We start from the raw sequence: 15,380 nt of genomic DNA, 5'->3' as shown, positions 1-15,380 counted from the left end.
ACCGCGCAGGAAGTGATCGTACTTGAATAAGAATGCTGGCTTTGTGGGTTTTGATGGCACGGAGAGCAAGAGAACAATTTTCGCCCTGCATGCTGTTAAGCAGGCAGCCGGCATCAGTGGCGATATAAATGTTCTCGTGAGAAAACCGCATGCCAGAGCCGTATCGATGCTGAGGAAGATGATCAGGATCTGCGGTGTCAGGGCGTATGCCAGCAATGACGAGGACAGGGCAAAATGGGAGAGTGCAGGGTTCAAGCTGGAGGGAGGATACAGGGATTTCTTCGAGAGCTCTGAGTTCGTCATGATTGGCACACCTGGTGATGAGGAGCTGCCATACCTGAAATCCGGGCTGGAGCACGGCTGCTTCGTAGCACTTATGGGCGGGGCCCACAGGGATAAGCTCCAGAAGGGGCTCGAGGAGGAGGGGTTCCAGCTCACAGATGATGTGAAGGAGGATCTAAGGAGAGAGTTTTTCTTCGGGCTTGAGAACTACGAGAGGTTTCTGAAGGCGAAGCCAAGGGTCGTGCAGTGCACCAGCTGCAACACGACAGGCCTGAGCAGGCTTGCATATGCTGCGCGCCCACTCGGGCTCTGCGGCATAATTGGGAATATCGACAGGAGACATGGAGATCCGCACACAGTCGTGCGCGCATCGCCGAGTGCCATACAGTTCGGAAGGGGTGCAGGTCATCAGGGCGCGGACGCGGGCACAATCTTCAAGGATGTAAGGTTCTCGATACGCGCCTCGAAGGTGCCGACGACGATACCACATACGAATTTTCTCAATTTGATATTCAAGGGGCAATTGACACCACAGGATCTCGTCGAGAGGCTCGCCAGCACGCGTGAGGTTGTCGTGATACCCTATCAGGACGCGGGCGGAAGGCGTCATGAGTGGACGAGCGAGATACTCGAGGCGTTCCTGTCAGGCTTTGAGAGGCCGATCTCTCCAGAGATATTTGAGCTTCTCGTGTCAGATGCGATAATACCCTTCGAACTCGGCGATTACACGATCATGCAGACTGTCTCGATGGTCGAGCAGATGTCGATCGCTGTGCCCAACCACGTGGAAGCGTACATGCTCTCCTGCGGATATCCCGCTGCTGATGTTCATGAGACGGTAGACAGAGCCATCGGAGTGGTCCATGGCGTATGGCCTGACAAGCTGAGCATCTGATCATGTCAGAGGAGCCGCTGCTTGGAAGGCTTGAATCCGGGAAAGTCCATCTCGGGAAAGATGCTGTTAAGGTGCTTTACGAGCAGGGCTACTTCGGGCGGCCTCTTGATGACGGGCTCGAGCTGACGCTCGTCGAGGCCGCATATCTTCTCGACAGATCCAGATTGAGGATCGAGTATGATGGGCACATCCTGAGCTTTCGGAGCTTCTTCGAGCTCGCATCCTCTTTCGAGAAGGGCTTCGAGTTCAGGTATGTGGTGTACAAGGACCTGAGGGAGAGGGGTTATTATGTCCAGCCAGGAGTCCCCGACTTCAGAGTTTACCCGCGTGGGGGACATCCCGGAAAGACGCCTGCAGAGTTCTACGTTTTTGTCGTCTCTGAGCGGACACCGCTGCCTATAGAGAGGATCGTTGAGCCCCTGAGGCTCTCCAGCCAGATGAGGAGAAGGCTCATGCTCGCGGTCGTCGATGAGGAGAGCGATATAACGTACTACGAGGTGAGGGAATCAAATCCCTCGGGCAGGACAGAATCTGCAGAGCCTGGCGGGCAGGCGACGCTTCTGGATGACAGGGTGGTGCTGTGGGATCCCAAGGCATCGGAGAGGCTGCATAAACACGGTTTTTATGGGAAGATGATCGGGGAGAGGCTCCAGCTCTCGCTCGTGGAGACCGCGTACCTTCTTGAGAGGGGCATGATCCAGCTTGTGGATCGATCCGGAGTTCCAGTTCCGCTGGACGAGCTGATGAGGAGGGCGTCTGAGATCGAGGAGGACTTCGAGATGAAGTACCGTGTCTACAGGGATCTTAGGGACCGGAAGCTCGTCGTGAAGACCGGCTTCAAGTTCGGGACGCACTTCAGAGTGTACAAGAGCGTTGATGCGGAAAAGAGGGGCACGCACTCAGAATACCTGGTGCATACTGTGAGAGTAGATCATGTATTTCATCTCCCTGTGCTCTCCAGAGCGGTTCGGCTGGCTCACAGCGTGCGAAAGATGATGGTGTTCGCATACAGCGACGACGGCGTGGAATATGTGGAGGTCAGGAGGCTCAAGCCCTGAGATCGCATCTCTATGGGGACATAAATGGCATCATTCTAAACACATCCTCCCGATCTTCGGCGGACCAGAGCGGTCCCATGCTCTAGGTGTTACAGGTATGACAGAAAGGTGACTTCTTCTCCGGCCTGAAAACCAGAGCCTGCTCCCGCTACTGTCTGTCAGCGGATCAGGATTGATGCTGGTTGAGGGGCTGACCTCATGAGCCAAAGAAAAGATCACTCCACTGTGACCTTTTTAACGCCATCAATCTCCTTCAGAATTGTCACAAGCTCGCCGGGGATCTTACCCTCTGTGATGATTGTGAGCTTCGGATCCTCCACGAAGAAGGGATCGTCAGATACTGCCTGGCGTATGCTCAATCCATGTTTTGCCACAGCTATGGCGACGCTCCCCAGAAGGCCGGTCTGTCTGGCATCTACGGGAGTGATCTCGATCACGCCGAGCCCGAGCACAGGTGCAACATCCGCAAGAAAAAGCACAGATCTCACATTTTTGAATACTTTCCAGAGCTCGGGATCCTCGCGAATGGCCATCGCTGTGGTGTCGACCACTCTTCTATCAACATCGATCTCTTTAGCGATCTGCGCATGAGGGATTTCTATCGAGCCGGAAGCGACCCTGCCGCGCTCATTTATCTGAAAACCCCTTGACAGTATCAGCCTGACGACCTTCTCTTGAGCAGGATAGCGCCTGAACTTACTCAGGATCTGCTGCCACATGCAAGCGCCTCCTCAGATGAACATCTCTCCCGGAGGCTCCTTCACATCGCGCTTGATGCGCTGGAGCGCGTCCATCAAATGACGCCGCTCGACGAATCTGGAGTCTTCGATGATCGCCTGATGGAGCGCCACCTTCAGGATCTTGTCCACAAGGTCCCTGCCGGAGAAGCCCTCTGTCAGCTTCGCGATCTCTGCGAGGTCGCCCCTGACCTCCAGCGGCATCTTGCTGGCATTTCTCCTCAATATCTCAAGCCTATCCTCATGGGATGGGAGCTTGAACTCAATCTCCTCTTCGAACCTCGATCGTATTGACGGATCGAGGAGCTCGATCTTGTTGGTCGCGGCTATCGTGCAGACGCCGCGTCTGGATGAGATGCCATCCATCTCTGTGAGCAGCGCATTCACTATCTCCGAGACATCGCCCCTGAGATCCTGGTAGCGCCTGTCCAGCGCTATGGCGTCGATCTCATCTATGAATATGATACACGGAGAGAGCTGCTCAGCCCTGTCGTAGAGGCTGTGGATCTGTCTGGCCCCCTCACCCACGAATTCTCCAATAAGTGATGTTGATTTCACTGGCATCATGGAAACATTTGCCTCGGTGGCAAGCGCTCTGGCTATCATCGTCTTGCCTGTACCTGATGCGCCGTAGAAGAGTATGTTGCGTGGGGCCCAGCTCCCGAACCTCTCAGGCTCCTCAAGGTATCTCTTTATAACCTTGACCTTTCTCTTTGCATCGAGCTGACCGACAACATCATCAAAGGAGGCAGGCTCCACGACAGCTGCCGGCTCTATCCGTTTCTCCACAACTATCGTTGTATCTGCCCCAATCACCGCCTCTCTGGGGTACACCTTCACAACCTTGAATGCGAAGTCCGGGTATAGTCGCCTGTCGAAAAGATATGCTCCTGCTCTGACAAGCTCGCCGTACCACTGCTCCTTTGCGTACCGTTCGAATAGCACTGGGTCTGATACGACAGGAGACTCCTGAAACGTGCTCTTTAGAGGATATCCAGCAGGTCTGAGAAGCAAAAACCTTGCACCTGTTATACGGTTCCTGTCAGTCTTCCCGCTCAAGCCCTTTACGCCGGTCTTCTGGATGGATCGCACAGATAAATTACCTCCCCTTAAGATAGTTAAATGTATTGGATGCACCAGTGCGATAGCCACCGCACCGTTGCAACCCCTTGATCCGGCAAATCAAGTCTGGCCTGTGCAATGCCAGAGATTACCGTGCGAGGAGACGGATCACGGCCACGACATCAAATCACGATCCATCCTGTATCGAAGATGTTCCAGTTCTGCCCGAGCGATCCGAGAGTGTCATCTGCGGCGATCCTGAATGATGATCTTGTCTGTGCGAACTCCACGTTCCTCTCCCAGTTCTGGCCAAAGTCAGTGATGTAATGTTTCACAGGAATGCTGCCGAGCACAACCGGCGTGGCATTCTCCGATGCGGCAGCAATCTGGCCTGCAACTGGGATGGGCTCAAACCAGAAGCTCTGTCCCATGAGAGGATAGTATCCCTGCATGGACTGGCCCGTCGTGTTGATCGTGTATACCGGCTTGCTGAACTGTGCAACAACCTCCCCTGCGCTGGGAGCATAATTCATCCAGACCGCACCAGCTGGACCAAGAACGAGCGAACCCATGAGAATTACCATAATCATGTTCTTCAACATTGCAATACCCCACGTTTTTCTGCTCATTTTTGCGAGAGAGATGAGATCATGAAATATATAGATGTGCCTCCGGTCTGCGCTAATGGCATTATTGGGCTGGCCCTCGTCGGATCGATTTGCTGTTATGAATCTTCAACGAAAGACCGACAGATAGCTAAACCGACAGCTGGATGAGGCAGACTCAGCACAAATGCCTGCATAACTCTGACGCGCAGCGTGGTCTCAGGAGATAAGAGACCGCATCGAAATAGACCGCCATATTAGATAGATCAGTGGCCGTGAACCCCAAAGGTGACCGCAGAATGTACAATCTCCTTCGATTGCCTGTGTGATTGTGAGACCGCTCCAGATATCAAAGCCAGTCTTTCCTCTTGAAGTATAATACTGTGGTCACGACAGCCGATGCCATGAGGATCAGCGTGGCGAAGTAGCCGTACCTCCACTCAAGCTCGGGCATATATCTGAAGTTCATACCGTAAATGCTAGCGATCAGTGTTGGCAGCATGAATATAATTGTTATTGATGTAAGGATTTTTATTGTGTTGTTCAGCTCGTTGCTCGCGCTGGACAGATGTATGGAGACCATCTCAGAGAGCATATCACGCATTATCTCGATGTTATCGATAACCTGTATTGTGTGATCATAAACGTCCCTAAGGTAAATTATGGTCTCCTCATGTATTAATGGCGAATCGCCTCGCTCGAGCCTCGTTATGACCTCTCTGAGTGGCCAGACTGACTTTCTGAGGAATATCATGGAGCTCTTGAGCTCGTAGATCTCCCTCAGGTTCTCCTCAGATGGCTCTTCCACGAGCACAGTCTCGAGCAGCTCTATCCTGTCACCAAGCCGCTCCAGTATGTAGAAGTAATTATCTACAATCGCATCAAGGAGCACATACGCGAGATAGTCTGTGCCTCTCCTTCTGATCTTTCCCTTTTCGTTCTTTATCCTCTCCTTGATGAGCTTGAACACATCGCCCCCGCTCTCCTCAAAGGTTATCACAAAATTGGAGCTGAAGATCAGGCTGAACTGCTCAGAGGTTATCTCATTCGCGATCCTGTCGTAGTAAAAGACACGCAGAACTATGAAAATATACTCACCGAAATCCTCCATCTTGGGTCGCTGGCCTGTTATGATATCCTCGATTGTGAGCGGATGTATGTCGAATATCTTGCCGAGCTTCTCCATAGTCTCGGTGTCGCGAATCCCATTTACCTTGATCCACGTGACGGTAGGCTTGTATCTGTATGGTGCGCACTCTTCGACGCTCTTGACCTCTTCCTCCTGGAACTGGACCTCATCGTAATCGATGACAGTGATCCTGGCCTTCTCCGGCGCGCCGCGTGGCTCGTACCGCTCGATGAGCTCCATGGGATCGAGGTCTATCTTGCTAACCTTTCTGGCTGCCAGGTCCTGCATCCGATACAGCCCCCTTTAAATTCTCAGAACAAGGACGGTATTCCCGAGATTTATCGTTTCCATTAACAAATAGTTTTCTGTCCGCTTTTGGGGGACGTGTCCGAATAACATTAGCACTTCTTGGCGAAGTTATAGTAGAATATAAACATTTTACAGAAATTGTTCCAGCATTCCGATTCATCTCTAAACTATTTAAGCAACGATGCTGATCTGCATCGATCCTGCTCGGAAATACAATCCATACAAATTAATACGTCTGGGAATTTTGAGGCGACTTCTTCTATAGCGCTCATCCATCTAAGGCTTCTCAGGTTATTATCCCTGCGTTTTGAAGTTCACAGTTATTGAGCAGAACAATATTTTTGCTCGTTGCTTGAAAGAGGAGAATACAGATTCCACGAGGCTTCTCTCCCCAAAAAGATTCGTATCTGACTTTTATGTTGCATTTTATATAAAGTTGACAGAGTGCGTCTCTGTGTACCACAGTCCTCTATCCAGAACGATCTCCTCCGCGTTACACATGCTCGAGACTCAGCAGATACTGAAAGTATCTGCTGCACCTACGTTAGTAGGTGCATTTTTAAGAATGCATGTGATGTCAGATTATTTCTTGCTGAGTATACTCTTAGATGAATTATTTTATTTAGCGGCTACTGAAAGTAGCCGCTGCTCCCACATTAGTATGTGCAGATTCGAGATCAATTGCAGCAAAAAGATAGCATTTCTTACCATTATACTTCAGAATGGTTTCATCCACATCGAGTCTCACTATCCCAAGAGACTTTATCTCATCGGGTTTGTAATCCAGCGAATACTTGAATCGGGTGATCCAGTAATGCACGCTCGATTTTCCAACACCAAGAACCGCTGCCGTCCTCCTCACACTGGATGAGACCAGATAGGTCGCTATTGCGAAAAGCTTAATTTCTAAAGGCACCTTATTCCTGCTGAAGAGAGGTAGACTGGATAAAACTGAGATCAAAGATGCTGATATCATCAGCATCACCTCTCTAAATTTCAGTGGAGTATTCCTAAAAACCTCTGGTTTTGAGGCAAATGTGAGCCAAATACGATATCAGCGAGAATCCGCCATTGTAAAAATAAGGGTTTATAGGAATACTCAGTGAAGTAATTTTATATCCAGTTCTGGTTTTTATCTTATTCGGACAGGTCCCGAAATGAGACAAAACTTGGTCGCTCTTATCCATTTGATGGCTTGCCAGAAGGAGCAGTGGTCGTGCTATGCGTTCGTGGCGAATGAATGAGTGCTATCACCAGATCGCATGCCATACAAGTTGCTACCCACATAATGAGCGAACTTGGTTTGGTAAAGGGATCAGCGAAGTTCGCTAGATACGGATTAAGCTTTGATGCTCCACAAGCTTGTTCATGGTATATCCCAAAAGCATATTAGGTGCTCATCATAAAAAATATCTTATAATGAAGAAAAACTTGGAAAGCAGAGTAAAAATATTAACCATGTTGGAAACAGCTTAAAACCCCCAGCATTCCACCACATATCATGATCAACCTTGCCAGGATGCTTGCAGATATTCAGTTTGGGCGGGGAGCTGGAGCAGCTCTTTTTCCTGACGATACAACATTCCAGCTGTCCAGCACGCAGAGGCTCAGATACCTTATATCAGGGAATGAGAGGATTGCGACCGTCCGTGCGCGGGACTCGCATCTCACGCTGAGCATGCTCGGCGCCAAGAGGCTGCACGTGGCGTTCTCTCATCCAAGACTGAGGGTGGTCGCCTCTCCCGATGCTGTGCCTTTTGTCTCCGCTGGAAAGAACCTCTTCGCGAGGCATGTACTGTATGCAGACCCTGAGATAAGAGCGGGTGATGAGGTACTGGTCGTTGATGAGAATGACAGGCTGATCGCCACTGGGAGAACGGTTCTGGCGCCGGATGAGATGCTTCAAATAAAGAGGGGTGTGGCAGTTTCGGTGAGATATGGAGTAGAGGAGAATGTGCGTCGTGGCTGAGAAGCTTGACCTGCTCAGAGAGATAATCGCCTTTAAGGAGAGCATGCTCGTATCTTTCTCAGGAGGGGTTGACAGCAGCCTGCTCGCTGCGATCTCCAGAGATGTTCTCGGAGATGGAGCGGTGGCTGTGATCCTGGACTCCCCGCTTATGCCGAGAAGGGAACTCGAGCATGCGACGTCTGTTGCTCAGCTTCTGGGGATCAGGTGCATCGTGGCCGTGCATGATGTTTTTGAGTTAGAGAGCGTCATTGAGAACAGCCCTGAGAGGTGCTATCATTGCAAGAAATCCTCTGCGGGAATTCTCAAGAAGCTCGCGAACTCTCTCGGCATCAGCTGTGTGGCCGATGGAGTCAACACCACAGACTACGAGGATTTCCGCCCTGGAATACGGGCGTCCGATGAGGAGGGCATATGCCACCCCTTTGTTGATGCTGGCATATCTAAATCCGATATCAGGGAGATCGCAAGATCCATCGGGCTCGATTTCTGGAACAGACCATCATCTGCATGCCTCGCATCAAGGATTCCATACGGTGTGCGCATAACTCCACAACTGCTTAAAAGAGTGGAGCTGGCAGAGGATGCGCTTAAGGCTATCGGCCTCTCTCAGATCCGCGTGAGGGCACATGGCGATCTCGCCAGGATAGAGGTTCAGCAGTCTGAGATCCAGCAGGTTGTGAGACACAGGGATGGCATAGTGAATGCGCTCAAAGAGCTGGGATTTGCATACATCACACTCGATCTGGAGGGATACAGGAGTGGAAGCATGAATGCTGGCATGCAGATTCACAAGCGGATTTCAGATCAGGACGTATCAACGTATATGGATTGATTCTAGACGATTTGTGATCTGCAGACGTTACATCACAAAACTTATAGCCAAAATAAATCCACACTACTCAGATCATGATGATCAAGAGGAATTTAATGCGCCTTAGGGGCTGGGTAGCACATATGAAGGTAAAACATCACACGGAGACGTCACACAGCCTCCCTGTCCTGCTCGGAAGTGCACTTGCGCTGCTGCTTCTGACATCAGCGGCGTCCTCTGTGGGTGTGGTCGATATCGGTGACATCTCACAGACTGATGTGATCATGTATGTGAGCAATGATGATCCAGATCACTACATTCAGGGCGCGATACATGTTCCGCGCGCGGAGTTCGTCGCCGACGGCAGGCTGCGCTCTGTGAGGGATATCTGCGGGATACTAGGATCTCATGGCGTAACAAGAAATGATTCCGTAGTCGTCTACGGGAGCTGCATGGAGTGCGGCGATCCGACATACATCTGCTGGCTTCTGAGCTACCTGGGGCAGGAGGATGTCAGGGTGCTGGATGCAGAGAGCAGCGAGGCAAGTATGTGTGAAGAGCCGTCGACCAGACCTTCAGCAAACTACACCCCTGAGCTGAGGCCGGAGCTGCTCGCCACGTATGATTACGTGATGAGTGGCGCTGCGCAGCTCGTGGACGCCAGAAGTGCAGATGAGTTTAGGGCGGCGCATATTCCAGGAGCGGTGAACATAGAATCGTCGTCTGTCCTGAGCAATGGGAGATTGAAGAACGCGAGCGAGCTCGTTCCACTTTTCAATCTCGACCACGAAAGACCTGTGGTCGTTTACAGCCTGAATGGCGGACAGGCATCTCTCGTCTGGTTTGCCCTCCGGAGCTTGGGGTACGATGCGAGGCTCTACACATGGATGGACTGGCTTGACCACCAGCCAGAGCTCAGGATGGAGCTATCAGATCTCAGCGCAGAGGTGAGCCCGGAGCGAGCGGTCGTGATAACCGCCAGGTTCTCTGAAATCAGTAAAAATGAGAGTCTTAACTTGATGGGGTGTGTAACATGCGAGCCAATAACGATCTACACAGGTGGACTCAGCGGGAGTAAGAGCACCGGTGTGAGGCTTGGGAACTACACATCTCCTGGGAGGAAGATCGTGAACGTGATTGGAGCTGCGGATACAGGGAATTCAGGTCCGGTGGCGGAGTCCTTTGTCGATGTCCTGGCCGTTGTGACAGACAGCTCTGACGAAGAGATTGAAAGGATCATGCTGCATCCAGAATCAGCATATGTTTACACAGGCACATGGGACGCATCTGGCGTTCCTGGAGGGGTATACAACCTGAGCGTCGAGCTCTCAGCGTGGGGGCTCACCAAGCGCTTCGAGAAACGCATCGCAGTGGAGTTAGAGGCTGAGAGGTACAGGAAGCTCGGAAGATTCTGATCATGGAGGTGACATGCTTGAAGATAGAGGTTCTCGGCACAGGATGTGCCAAATGCAAGGGCCTGGAGAACAATGTGCGCCAGGCTGTTAAGGAGATGGGCATAGACGCGGAGATAGTCAAGGTCGACAGCATTATGGAGATCATGGATCGCGGGGTGATGATGACCCCGGCGCTGTGCATCGACGGAGAGACGGTTGCCGTTGGGCGTGTTCTGAGCGTGGAAGAGATCAAGGGCCTGCTGAAGGGGTAGAGATGGCAGAGAGTTGCCTATGCGAGGCCAGACGCGCTATATTCACATGCGCTGGCGGCTCGAACGTCGGCCAGCTCGCGAATGCCGCTGGCAGGGAGCTGACCGCACAGGGATACGGCAGGATATCATGCCTGGCCGGGATAACAGCCAGCATCAGAGGGATAACAGCCTCTGCGCAGGGTGCAGATGCAATCATCTCCATAGACGGATGCTCCCTGGAATGCTGTCGTAAGAGCCTGGAAGGATGCGGATTTCAGCCGGATGTGCATGTCGTGATAACAGAGCTGGGTGTCAAGAAATCCCCTGATCTGTCGATCAGCGAGGAGGAGCTCAGAAGCGTCGTCGATGCGATAAAGGAGCGTATGAAGTAGATACTCAGCAAAGCCCTCGGGAGCGTCATGTGATACGCACAGGGATCATGTATAAAATGTTCATGAGGTTGAATCATCGGCGTGGTGAGCTCTGGTAAACCCGACCAGCCAACCACCTCTTTATATTTTCCTGTGAGATTATTGATCTGCCGAATCACCGGGATGTGTCTCGAACAGGATCATGATGTCATCCAAAAATATCTAACGCTATCCATGCATCATCTTGAGTACGCTCTTTGACACCGATCAGCACACCAACTCTATGCTGATTTTGATGAAGTCTCCTCAAAATTCTAGGGCGTATTGATTTTTGTGGATTGTTTTCCGCACAGGATCGATGGAGATCGGCATCATTGCTCGAATAGTTTCGATACGAATTCGATGTGATTTTGAGAGAAAACCTATCTCAAAGCTGTGTCAGCAATCGGCTGCGATCTGTCTCTGGTCACAGGATACCTATCCAAGACAGCTGGTTATTATGATGGGAAAATATTTGTCAGTTTTCGTTAATAAGAAATCAATCTACTGATCCGGGCTGCTCCATGTGAGAGGACCTGTCCGGATAAGAGCTGTGGCCGGAAATCTGGATATCCTCCTCTTCTGCACGTCATAAACACCTAATCCTTATTCGGACACCTCCGAATCAACTCACGATAGGTTGAAATACAATCCTGTAAAATAAAATATTGTTATTCTGTTGCAGAGTGGGGTTTGAGCTGTATGAGAGAGTATCCGTATCCATCAAAAAGCGATGTCAGATGGATATCTCCAGACTGGCTGGATGAGAATATGGATGACGTGCGAATAATCGATGTCCAGCCGAACGTGCACGACTACATAATGGGCCACATCCCGGGGGCCGTTTACATGAATGAGGGGATTCTCAGGGTCGCACGCGGGAGACAGCCGGCCAGCTTCGTGCCTCCAGAGTCGATAGAGTCTGTGTTCAGCAGCATGGGGATATCCAGAGATGTGCCGGTGGTTGTTTACAGCGGCCCGGGCGTTTACAGCAGATGTGCCGCGGGGATAGGCGACGGCCTGGAGCAGACAATGGTCGCGTATGCGCTCATCCGCTTCGGCCACCAGATGGTGCACATCCTAGACGGCGGAATAGAGGGATGGATGGAGTCCGGACGGAAGCTGACAAAGGAATTTCCCGATGTCTTGGAGAGCAGATTCAGAGCTGAGATAAGATGCGAGCACTTCGTGGGGATGTATGAGCTGAGAAGCATGATGGAGGGGGAGGATATTATATTATTCGATGCAAGGCCAACACCATCGTATGAGGGTCAGGCGATGTGGATCAAGCCCGGGCACATCCCTGGCGCACACAGTCTTCCGTGGAGGAACCTTATGACGGAGAAGAACAGCCGTCTTCTCAGGAGCGATGTGGAGCTGAGATCTATGATCAGCGGCTTCGACCTGGATAACAAAAAGATAATCGTATACTGCGGGACTGGCCGGGAGGCTACAAACGAGTATCTGTTCTTCAAATACTATCTTGGACATCCAGATGTCAGGATCTACGAGGGCTCATTCACGGAGTGGTCTTCATATCAGGAGAACCCGACGGTCACAGGCCCGAATCCAAGGTGAGATTATGCTCTTTGAGAGGATCGTCTCCGAGGGTCTGGCGCACTACTCATACATCGTGGGTGACTATGGGAGCGCAATCGTCATAGATCCGAGGCTTGACTGTGATGTCTATGTGGACATCGCTTCCAGAAATAAGATGCGCATAACAGACATTTTGGAGACGCATAGAAATGAGGACTACGTCACAGGCTCTGTCGAGCTCTCCGCTCTGACAGGAGCATCCGTCTGGCATGCAGATCCTGAGCTCGATTACAGGTATGGTGCGCCCGCCAGAGAGGGGCAGGTATGGAAAATAGGCGCCTGGCAGATCGAGGCAATGCCAGCGCCAGGACACACGCTCGGCTCAATGGCTTATGTTCTGAAGGATCACGCCGGAGTCCCGCACGCGGTCTTCACCGGAGATGCGATGTTTGCGGGAGATGTCGGGCGCGTGGATCTCCTCGGGATGGACCGCGCAGAGGAGCTTGCAGGCATGCTCTACGAGAGCATCTTTCAGAGAATACTCCCGCTAGGTGATGGTGTCCTGCTGTGCCCGGCGCATGGCCCGGGCTCAGCATGCGGATCTGCGATAACCGACCGCCCCTGGACGACGGTAGGTATGGAGCGACTCCACAACCCGAAGCTGAGAGCAGGGAGCAGGAACGAGTTCATCAGAAGTGTTGCGCTGGAGCTCGAGCGACCCCCGTACTTCCGGCGGATGGAGGATCTGAACTTAAAAGGTCACAGGCTCAAGAGACGCGCCATCTCTCCCCTCACCCCTGAGGAGGTCGCAGAGGCTCTCGATGAGTGTGTGATTGTAGACACACGATCTGATGTGGCATATGGCGGGGCCCACATACCCGGATCGCAGTTCATATGGGCTGACGGGCTGGCTGCGCTTGCAGGATGGTATCTCTCATATGATAAGCCGGTGATACTGGTGGGCGATGAGATCGAGAGGGCGAGCAGAACTCTGATGAGAATGGGGTATGACGAGATCTCCGGATACCTTGGAGGAGGAATGCTGGCCTGGCACATGGCCGGCCACGAGAGCAGCTCAATAAGAACCGTGACCGTCCAGGAGCTCTGCAGGCATCTGGATCAGGGTGGACAGGCATGGATACTGGATGTGAGATCGGAGGAGGAGGTCTCCAAGGAGAGCATAACAGGAGCACATCACATCCACGTCACGCAGCTGCCCCGAAGGATGGATGAAGTGTCCAAGGAGAAAGCGGTATACGTATTCTGCGGCAGCGGCATGCGCTCCATGGTGGCGGCATCGTTCCTCAGGAGACATGGCTGGAGAAACCTGGCGGTTGTCCTCGGAGGTCTGTCGGGCTGGAAGAGCGTGACGTGCCCTGTTGTAAGGCAGGTGTGACTCCGTGCCCATTGTCAGGAGTGATGAAGAGCTGAAAAGAGTGCTGAAGGAGTCCAGGACTGTGGCGGTCCTGGGCGCCTCCACAGATCCCCTCAAACCCAGCTTCTTCGTATCCCTCGTAGTCAGAACATATGGCTTCAGGATGTTCTTCGTCAACCCGAACCATGTAGGAGAGGAGATCCTGGGGGAGCAAGTCTACGCATCACTTAGAGATATACCCGTGGATATAGACATAGTGGATGTGTTCAGGAGGCCATCAGCGGCCCGTGAGGTGGCGGAGGAGATCAGAGCAAAGGGGTGCAGGATCGTCTGGTTTCAGCCGGGCACTGAGGACGTGGCTGTGGCCGGGGAGCTCGCAGACGAGGGCTTCTACGTGGTTTTGGGCCGCTGCATGAAGGTAGAGTGCAGAAAGCTCCTCTGAGGCGGTGCGATGGTATGAATATATCGTGTTCTATGGAAGTGACCACCTGTCCTGAAGGGTGGTGTTTGCGCCCTGATGCCCGCTGTCAAGATGTTTTCAGGGTCCTGAGCGTTATCTGAGGGATCAGCCGCTCGAAGTCCTCCATATTTGCGAGAGCCGTGCCCTCTGTAAGGGTCGTTGCTGTGCCTGCCGCCACCGCATAGATCAGACACTCGGCCAGTGACTTTCCATTGACCATGCCGTAGATGAAGCCAGCGACTGATGAATCTCCAGCGCCCACTGTGTTCTCAACCTTGACCTGTGGTGGGATCGCGTGATACTCCTCGTGGGCTGATACAAGAACTATCCCGCGAGGTCCCATGGAGACGAGCACGACCTCCACGCCCTTTCTGTTTATCTCTCTTGCTGCAGCGAGAACCTCATCGATCTCCCTCAGCTCCCTGCCCACCAGCTCGCTGAGCTCGTATATGTTTGGCTTTATAACATCAGGAGCTGCCTCTATGCTGGATCTTAGAGATAAGCCATCGACATCCAGAAAGACCTTTGCCTTGCAGCCGTTATGCTCGCACTTCTTCGCCTCTGTCACAATCCTCCGGTAAACAGCAGGGCTCAGGCCTGGAGGGAGGCTGCCGCCGATCGTCACGATCTCAGGATCCCTCAGCCCTTCTATCTGCTCGATGAGCATGACGAGCTCGTGGGGCCTGATATCCGGACCCTTCGCGTAGAATGATAGCTGCCGACCTGTAGAGATTTCGTGGATGATTATGTTCGTTCTCGTCTCCCCAGATACCCTGATGAAGTCTGTGCCGATACCCTCATTGAGGAGCCTCCCCTCCAGCTCCATTCCGGCAAATCCTCCGATGAAGCCGAGCGCTGTGCTCTCAACCCCCAGGTTCTTGAGCACCTTTGATACATCGATACTCTTCCCGCCGGCGTAGTTCTCCTCTCTTACGATTCTATTGGGCTCATCATCCCTGATGCGTTCGACCCACATCGTTCTGTCTATTGCAGGGTTCAGCGTGATTGTGTATATCATGGATTACACCCCTCTGCCCCTCAATGCCCAGCAAAGCTATCTCCACGAATCCCATATGGTTTGACATGCGAGCGCT

Annotated in this window: 16 protein-coding genes; 10 read left to right on the top strand and 6 right to left on the bottom strand. The window is 52.3% G+C overall.

Annotation, left to right across the window (positions count from 1 at the left end; translation table 11 throughout):
- Nucleotides 1–22 precede the first annotated feature (22 nt).
- A complete protein-coding gene (locus MTHE_RS03600) occupies nucleotides 23–1,177 on the top strand; it encodes a hypothetical protein (protein WP_011695887.1) in 1,155 nt (384 codons plus the stop codon).
- 2 nt (nucleotides 1,178–1,179) lie between these two features.
- Nucleotides 1,180–2,235, top strand: a complete 1,056-nt coding sequence (gene endA, locus MTHE_RS03595; protein ID WP_011695886.1) for a tRNA-intron lyase — start codon at nucleotides 1,180–1,182, stop codon at nucleotides 2,233–2,235.
- Nucleotides 2,236–2,450: 215 nt separating this feature from the next.
- On the opposite strand, the gene MTHE_RS03590 is transcribed toward endA, so the two are convergent.
- The 5 genes from MTHE_RS03590 to MTHE_RS03570 form a co-directional block, all read right to left on the bottom strand.
- A complete protein-coding gene (locus MTHE_RS03590; protein ID WP_011695885.1) occupies nucleotides 2,451–2,954 on the bottom strand; it encodes an amino acid-binding protein in 504 nt (167 codons plus the stop codon).
- A 12-nt stretch (nucleotides 2,955–2,966) separates the two neighbouring features.
- Nucleotides 2,967–4,064: an AAA family ATPase gene (locus MTHE_RS03585; RefSeq protein WP_175265749.1), complete on the bottom strand. Its 1,098-nt coding sequence runs from the start codon at nucleotides 4,062–4,064 to the stop codon at nucleotides 2,967–2,969.
- Nucleotides 4,065–4,216: 152 nt separating this feature from the next.
- Entirely contained in the window at nucleotides 4,217–4,663 is a 447-nt protein-coding gene (locus tag MTHE_RS03580) for a hypothetical protein (RefSeq protein WP_175265748.1), read from the bottom strand.
- A gap of 325 nt (nucleotides 4,664–4,988) precedes the next feature.
- The gene (corA, locus tag MTHE_RS03575) at nucleotides 4,989–6,056 is read right to left on the bottom strand and encodes a magnesium/cobalt transporter CorA (protein ID WP_011695882.1); all 1,068 of its coding nucleotides are present in this window, start codon (nucleotides 6,054–6,056) and stop codon (nucleotides 4,989–4,991) included.
- Nucleotides 6,057–6,699: 643 nt separating this feature from the next.
- The gene (locus tag MTHE_RS03570; RefSeq protein ID WP_175265747.1) at nucleotides 6,700–7,062 is read right to left on the bottom strand and encodes a hypothetical protein; all 363 of its coding nucleotides are present in this window, start codon (nucleotides 7,060–7,062) and stop codon (nucleotides 6,700–6,702) included.
- A 516-nt stretch (nucleotides 7,063–7,578) separates the two neighbouring features.
- On the opposite strand from MTHE_RS03570, the gene MTHE_RS03565 reads away from it, so the two are divergent.
- The 8 genes from MTHE_RS03565 to MTHE_RS03530 all read left to right on the top strand — a co-directional run bounded on the left by MTHE_RS03565 (nucleotide 7,579) and on the right by MTHE_RS03530 (nucleotide 14,268).
- Entirely contained in the window at nucleotides 7,579–8,046 is a 468-nt protein-coding gene (locus MTHE_RS03565) for a PUA domain-containing protein (RefSeq protein ID WP_011695880.1), read from the top strand.
- Nucleotides 8,030–8,878, top strand: a complete 849-nt coding sequence (gene larE, locus MTHE_RS03560) for an ATP-dependent sacrificial sulfur transferase LarE (RefSeq protein ID WP_011695879.1) — start codon at nucleotides 8,030–8,032, stop codon at nucleotides 8,876–8,878. The genes MTHE_RS03565 and larE overlap by 17 nt, the downstream gene beginning before the upstream one ends.
- A gap of 122 nt (nucleotides 8,879–9,000) precedes the next feature.
- A complete protein-coding gene (locus MTHE_RS03555) occupies nucleotides 9,001–10,272 on the top strand; it encodes a sulfurtransferase (protein WP_175265746.1) in 1,272 nt (423 codons plus the stop codon).
- Nucleotides 10,273–10,289: 17 nt separating this feature from the next.
- Nucleotides 10,290–10,523 carry a thioredoxin family protein gene (locus MTHE_RS03550; RefSeq protein ID WP_011695877.1) on the top strand — a complete coding sequence of 78 codons (234 nt, stop codon included), beginning with the start codon at nucleotides 10,290–10,292 and terminating at the stop codon, nucleotides 10,521–10,523.
- 2 nt (nucleotides 10,524–10,525) lie between these two features.
- Nucleotides 10,526–10,894, top strand: a complete 369-nt coding sequence (locus MTHE_RS03545) for a putative zinc-binding protein (RefSeq protein ID WP_011695876.1) — start codon at nucleotides 10,526–10,528, stop codon at nucleotides 10,892–10,894.
- A 720-nt stretch (nucleotides 10,895–11,614) separates the two neighbouring features.
- Nucleotides 11,615–12,490, top strand: coding sequence for a sulfurtransferase (locus MTHE_RS03540; RefSeq protein ID WP_011695875.1), 876 nt, complete (start codon nucleotides 11,615–11,617; stop codon nucleotides 12,488–12,490).
- Between the two features lie 4 nt (nucleotides 12,491–12,494).
- Complete coding sequence (locus tag MTHE_RS03535; protein ID WP_011695874.1) at nucleotides 12,495–13,847, top strand: MBL fold metallo-hydrolase; 1,353 nt, start codon at nucleotides 12,495–12,497, stop codon at nucleotides 13,845–13,847.
- A gap of 4 nt (nucleotides 13,848–13,851) precedes the next feature.
- Nucleotides 13,852–14,268 (top strand): CoA-binding protein, encoded by a 417-nt coding sequence (locus tag MTHE_RS03530; RefSeq protein WP_011695873.1) that lies wholly within the window; start codon nucleotides 13,852–13,854, stop codon nucleotides 14,266–14,268.
- Nucleotides 14,269–14,353: 85 nt separating this feature from the next.
- Here MTHE_RS03530 and pfkB read toward each other — a convergent pair whose 3' ends face one another.
- Nucleotides 14,354–15,304 carry a 1-phosphofructokinase gene (gene pfkB / locus MTHE_RS03525; RefSeq protein WP_011695872.1) on the bottom strand — a complete coding sequence of 317 codons (951 nt, stop codon included), beginning with the start codon at nucleotides 15,302–15,304 and terminating at the stop codon, nucleotides 14,354–14,356.
- Nucleotides 15,305–15,380 lie beyond the last annotated feature (76 nt).

The sequence above is a fragment of the Methanothrix thermoacetophila PT genome, assembly GCF_000014945.1.
Classification (GTDB): domain Archaea; phylum Halobacteriota; class Methanosarcinia; order Methanotrichales; family Methanotrichaceae; genus Methanothrix_B; species Methanothrix_B thermoacetophila.
This window is presented reverse-complemented; position numbering and strand designations above follow the sequence as displayed.

Bases quoted from the DNA above. Each gene is read 5' to 3' on its own strand.
- corA (WP_011695882.1), bottom strand. From the start codon at position 6,056: ATGCAGGACCTGGCAGCCAGAAAGGTTAGCAAGATAGACCTCGATCCC.
- larE (WP_011695879.1), top strand. From the start codon at position 8,030: ATGTGCGTCGTGGCTGAGAAGCTTGACCTGCTCAGAGAGATAATCGCC.
- endA (WP_011695886.1), top strand. From the start codon at position 1,180: ATGTCAGAGGAGCCGCTGCTTGGAAGGCTTGAATCCGGGAAAGTCCAT.
- MTHE_RS03565 (WP_011695880.1), top strand. From the start codon at position 7,579: ATGATCAACCTTGCCAGGATGCTTGCAGATATTCAGTTTGGGCGGGGA.
- MTHE_RS03535 (WP_011695874.1), top strand. From the start codon at position 12,495: ATGCTCTTTGAGAGGATCGTCTCCGAGGGTCTGGCGCACTACTCATAC.
- MTHE_RS03555 (WP_175265746.1), top strand. From the start codon at position 9,001: ATGAAGGTAAAACATCACACGGAGACGTCACACAGCCTCCCTGTCCTG.
- pfkB (WP_011695872.1), bottom strand. From the start codon at position 15,304: ATGATATACACAATCACGCTGAACCCTGCAATAGACAGAACGATGTGG.
- MTHE_RS03540 (WP_011695875.1), top strand. From the start codon at position 11,615: ATGAGAGAGTATCCGTATCCATCAAAAAGCGATGTCAGATGGATATCT.
- MTHE_RS03590 (WP_011695885.1), bottom strand. From the start codon at position 2,954: ATGTGGCAGCAGATCCTGAGTAAGTTCAGGCGCTATCCTGCTCAAGAG.
- MTHE_RS03545 (WP_011695876.1), top strand. From the start codon at position 10,526: ATGGCAGAGAGTTGCCTATGCGAGGCCAGACGCGCTATATTCACATGC.
- MTHE_RS03580 (WP_175265748.1), bottom strand. From the start codon at position 4,663: ATGAGCAGAAAAACGTGGGGTATTGCAATGTTGAAGAACATGATTATG.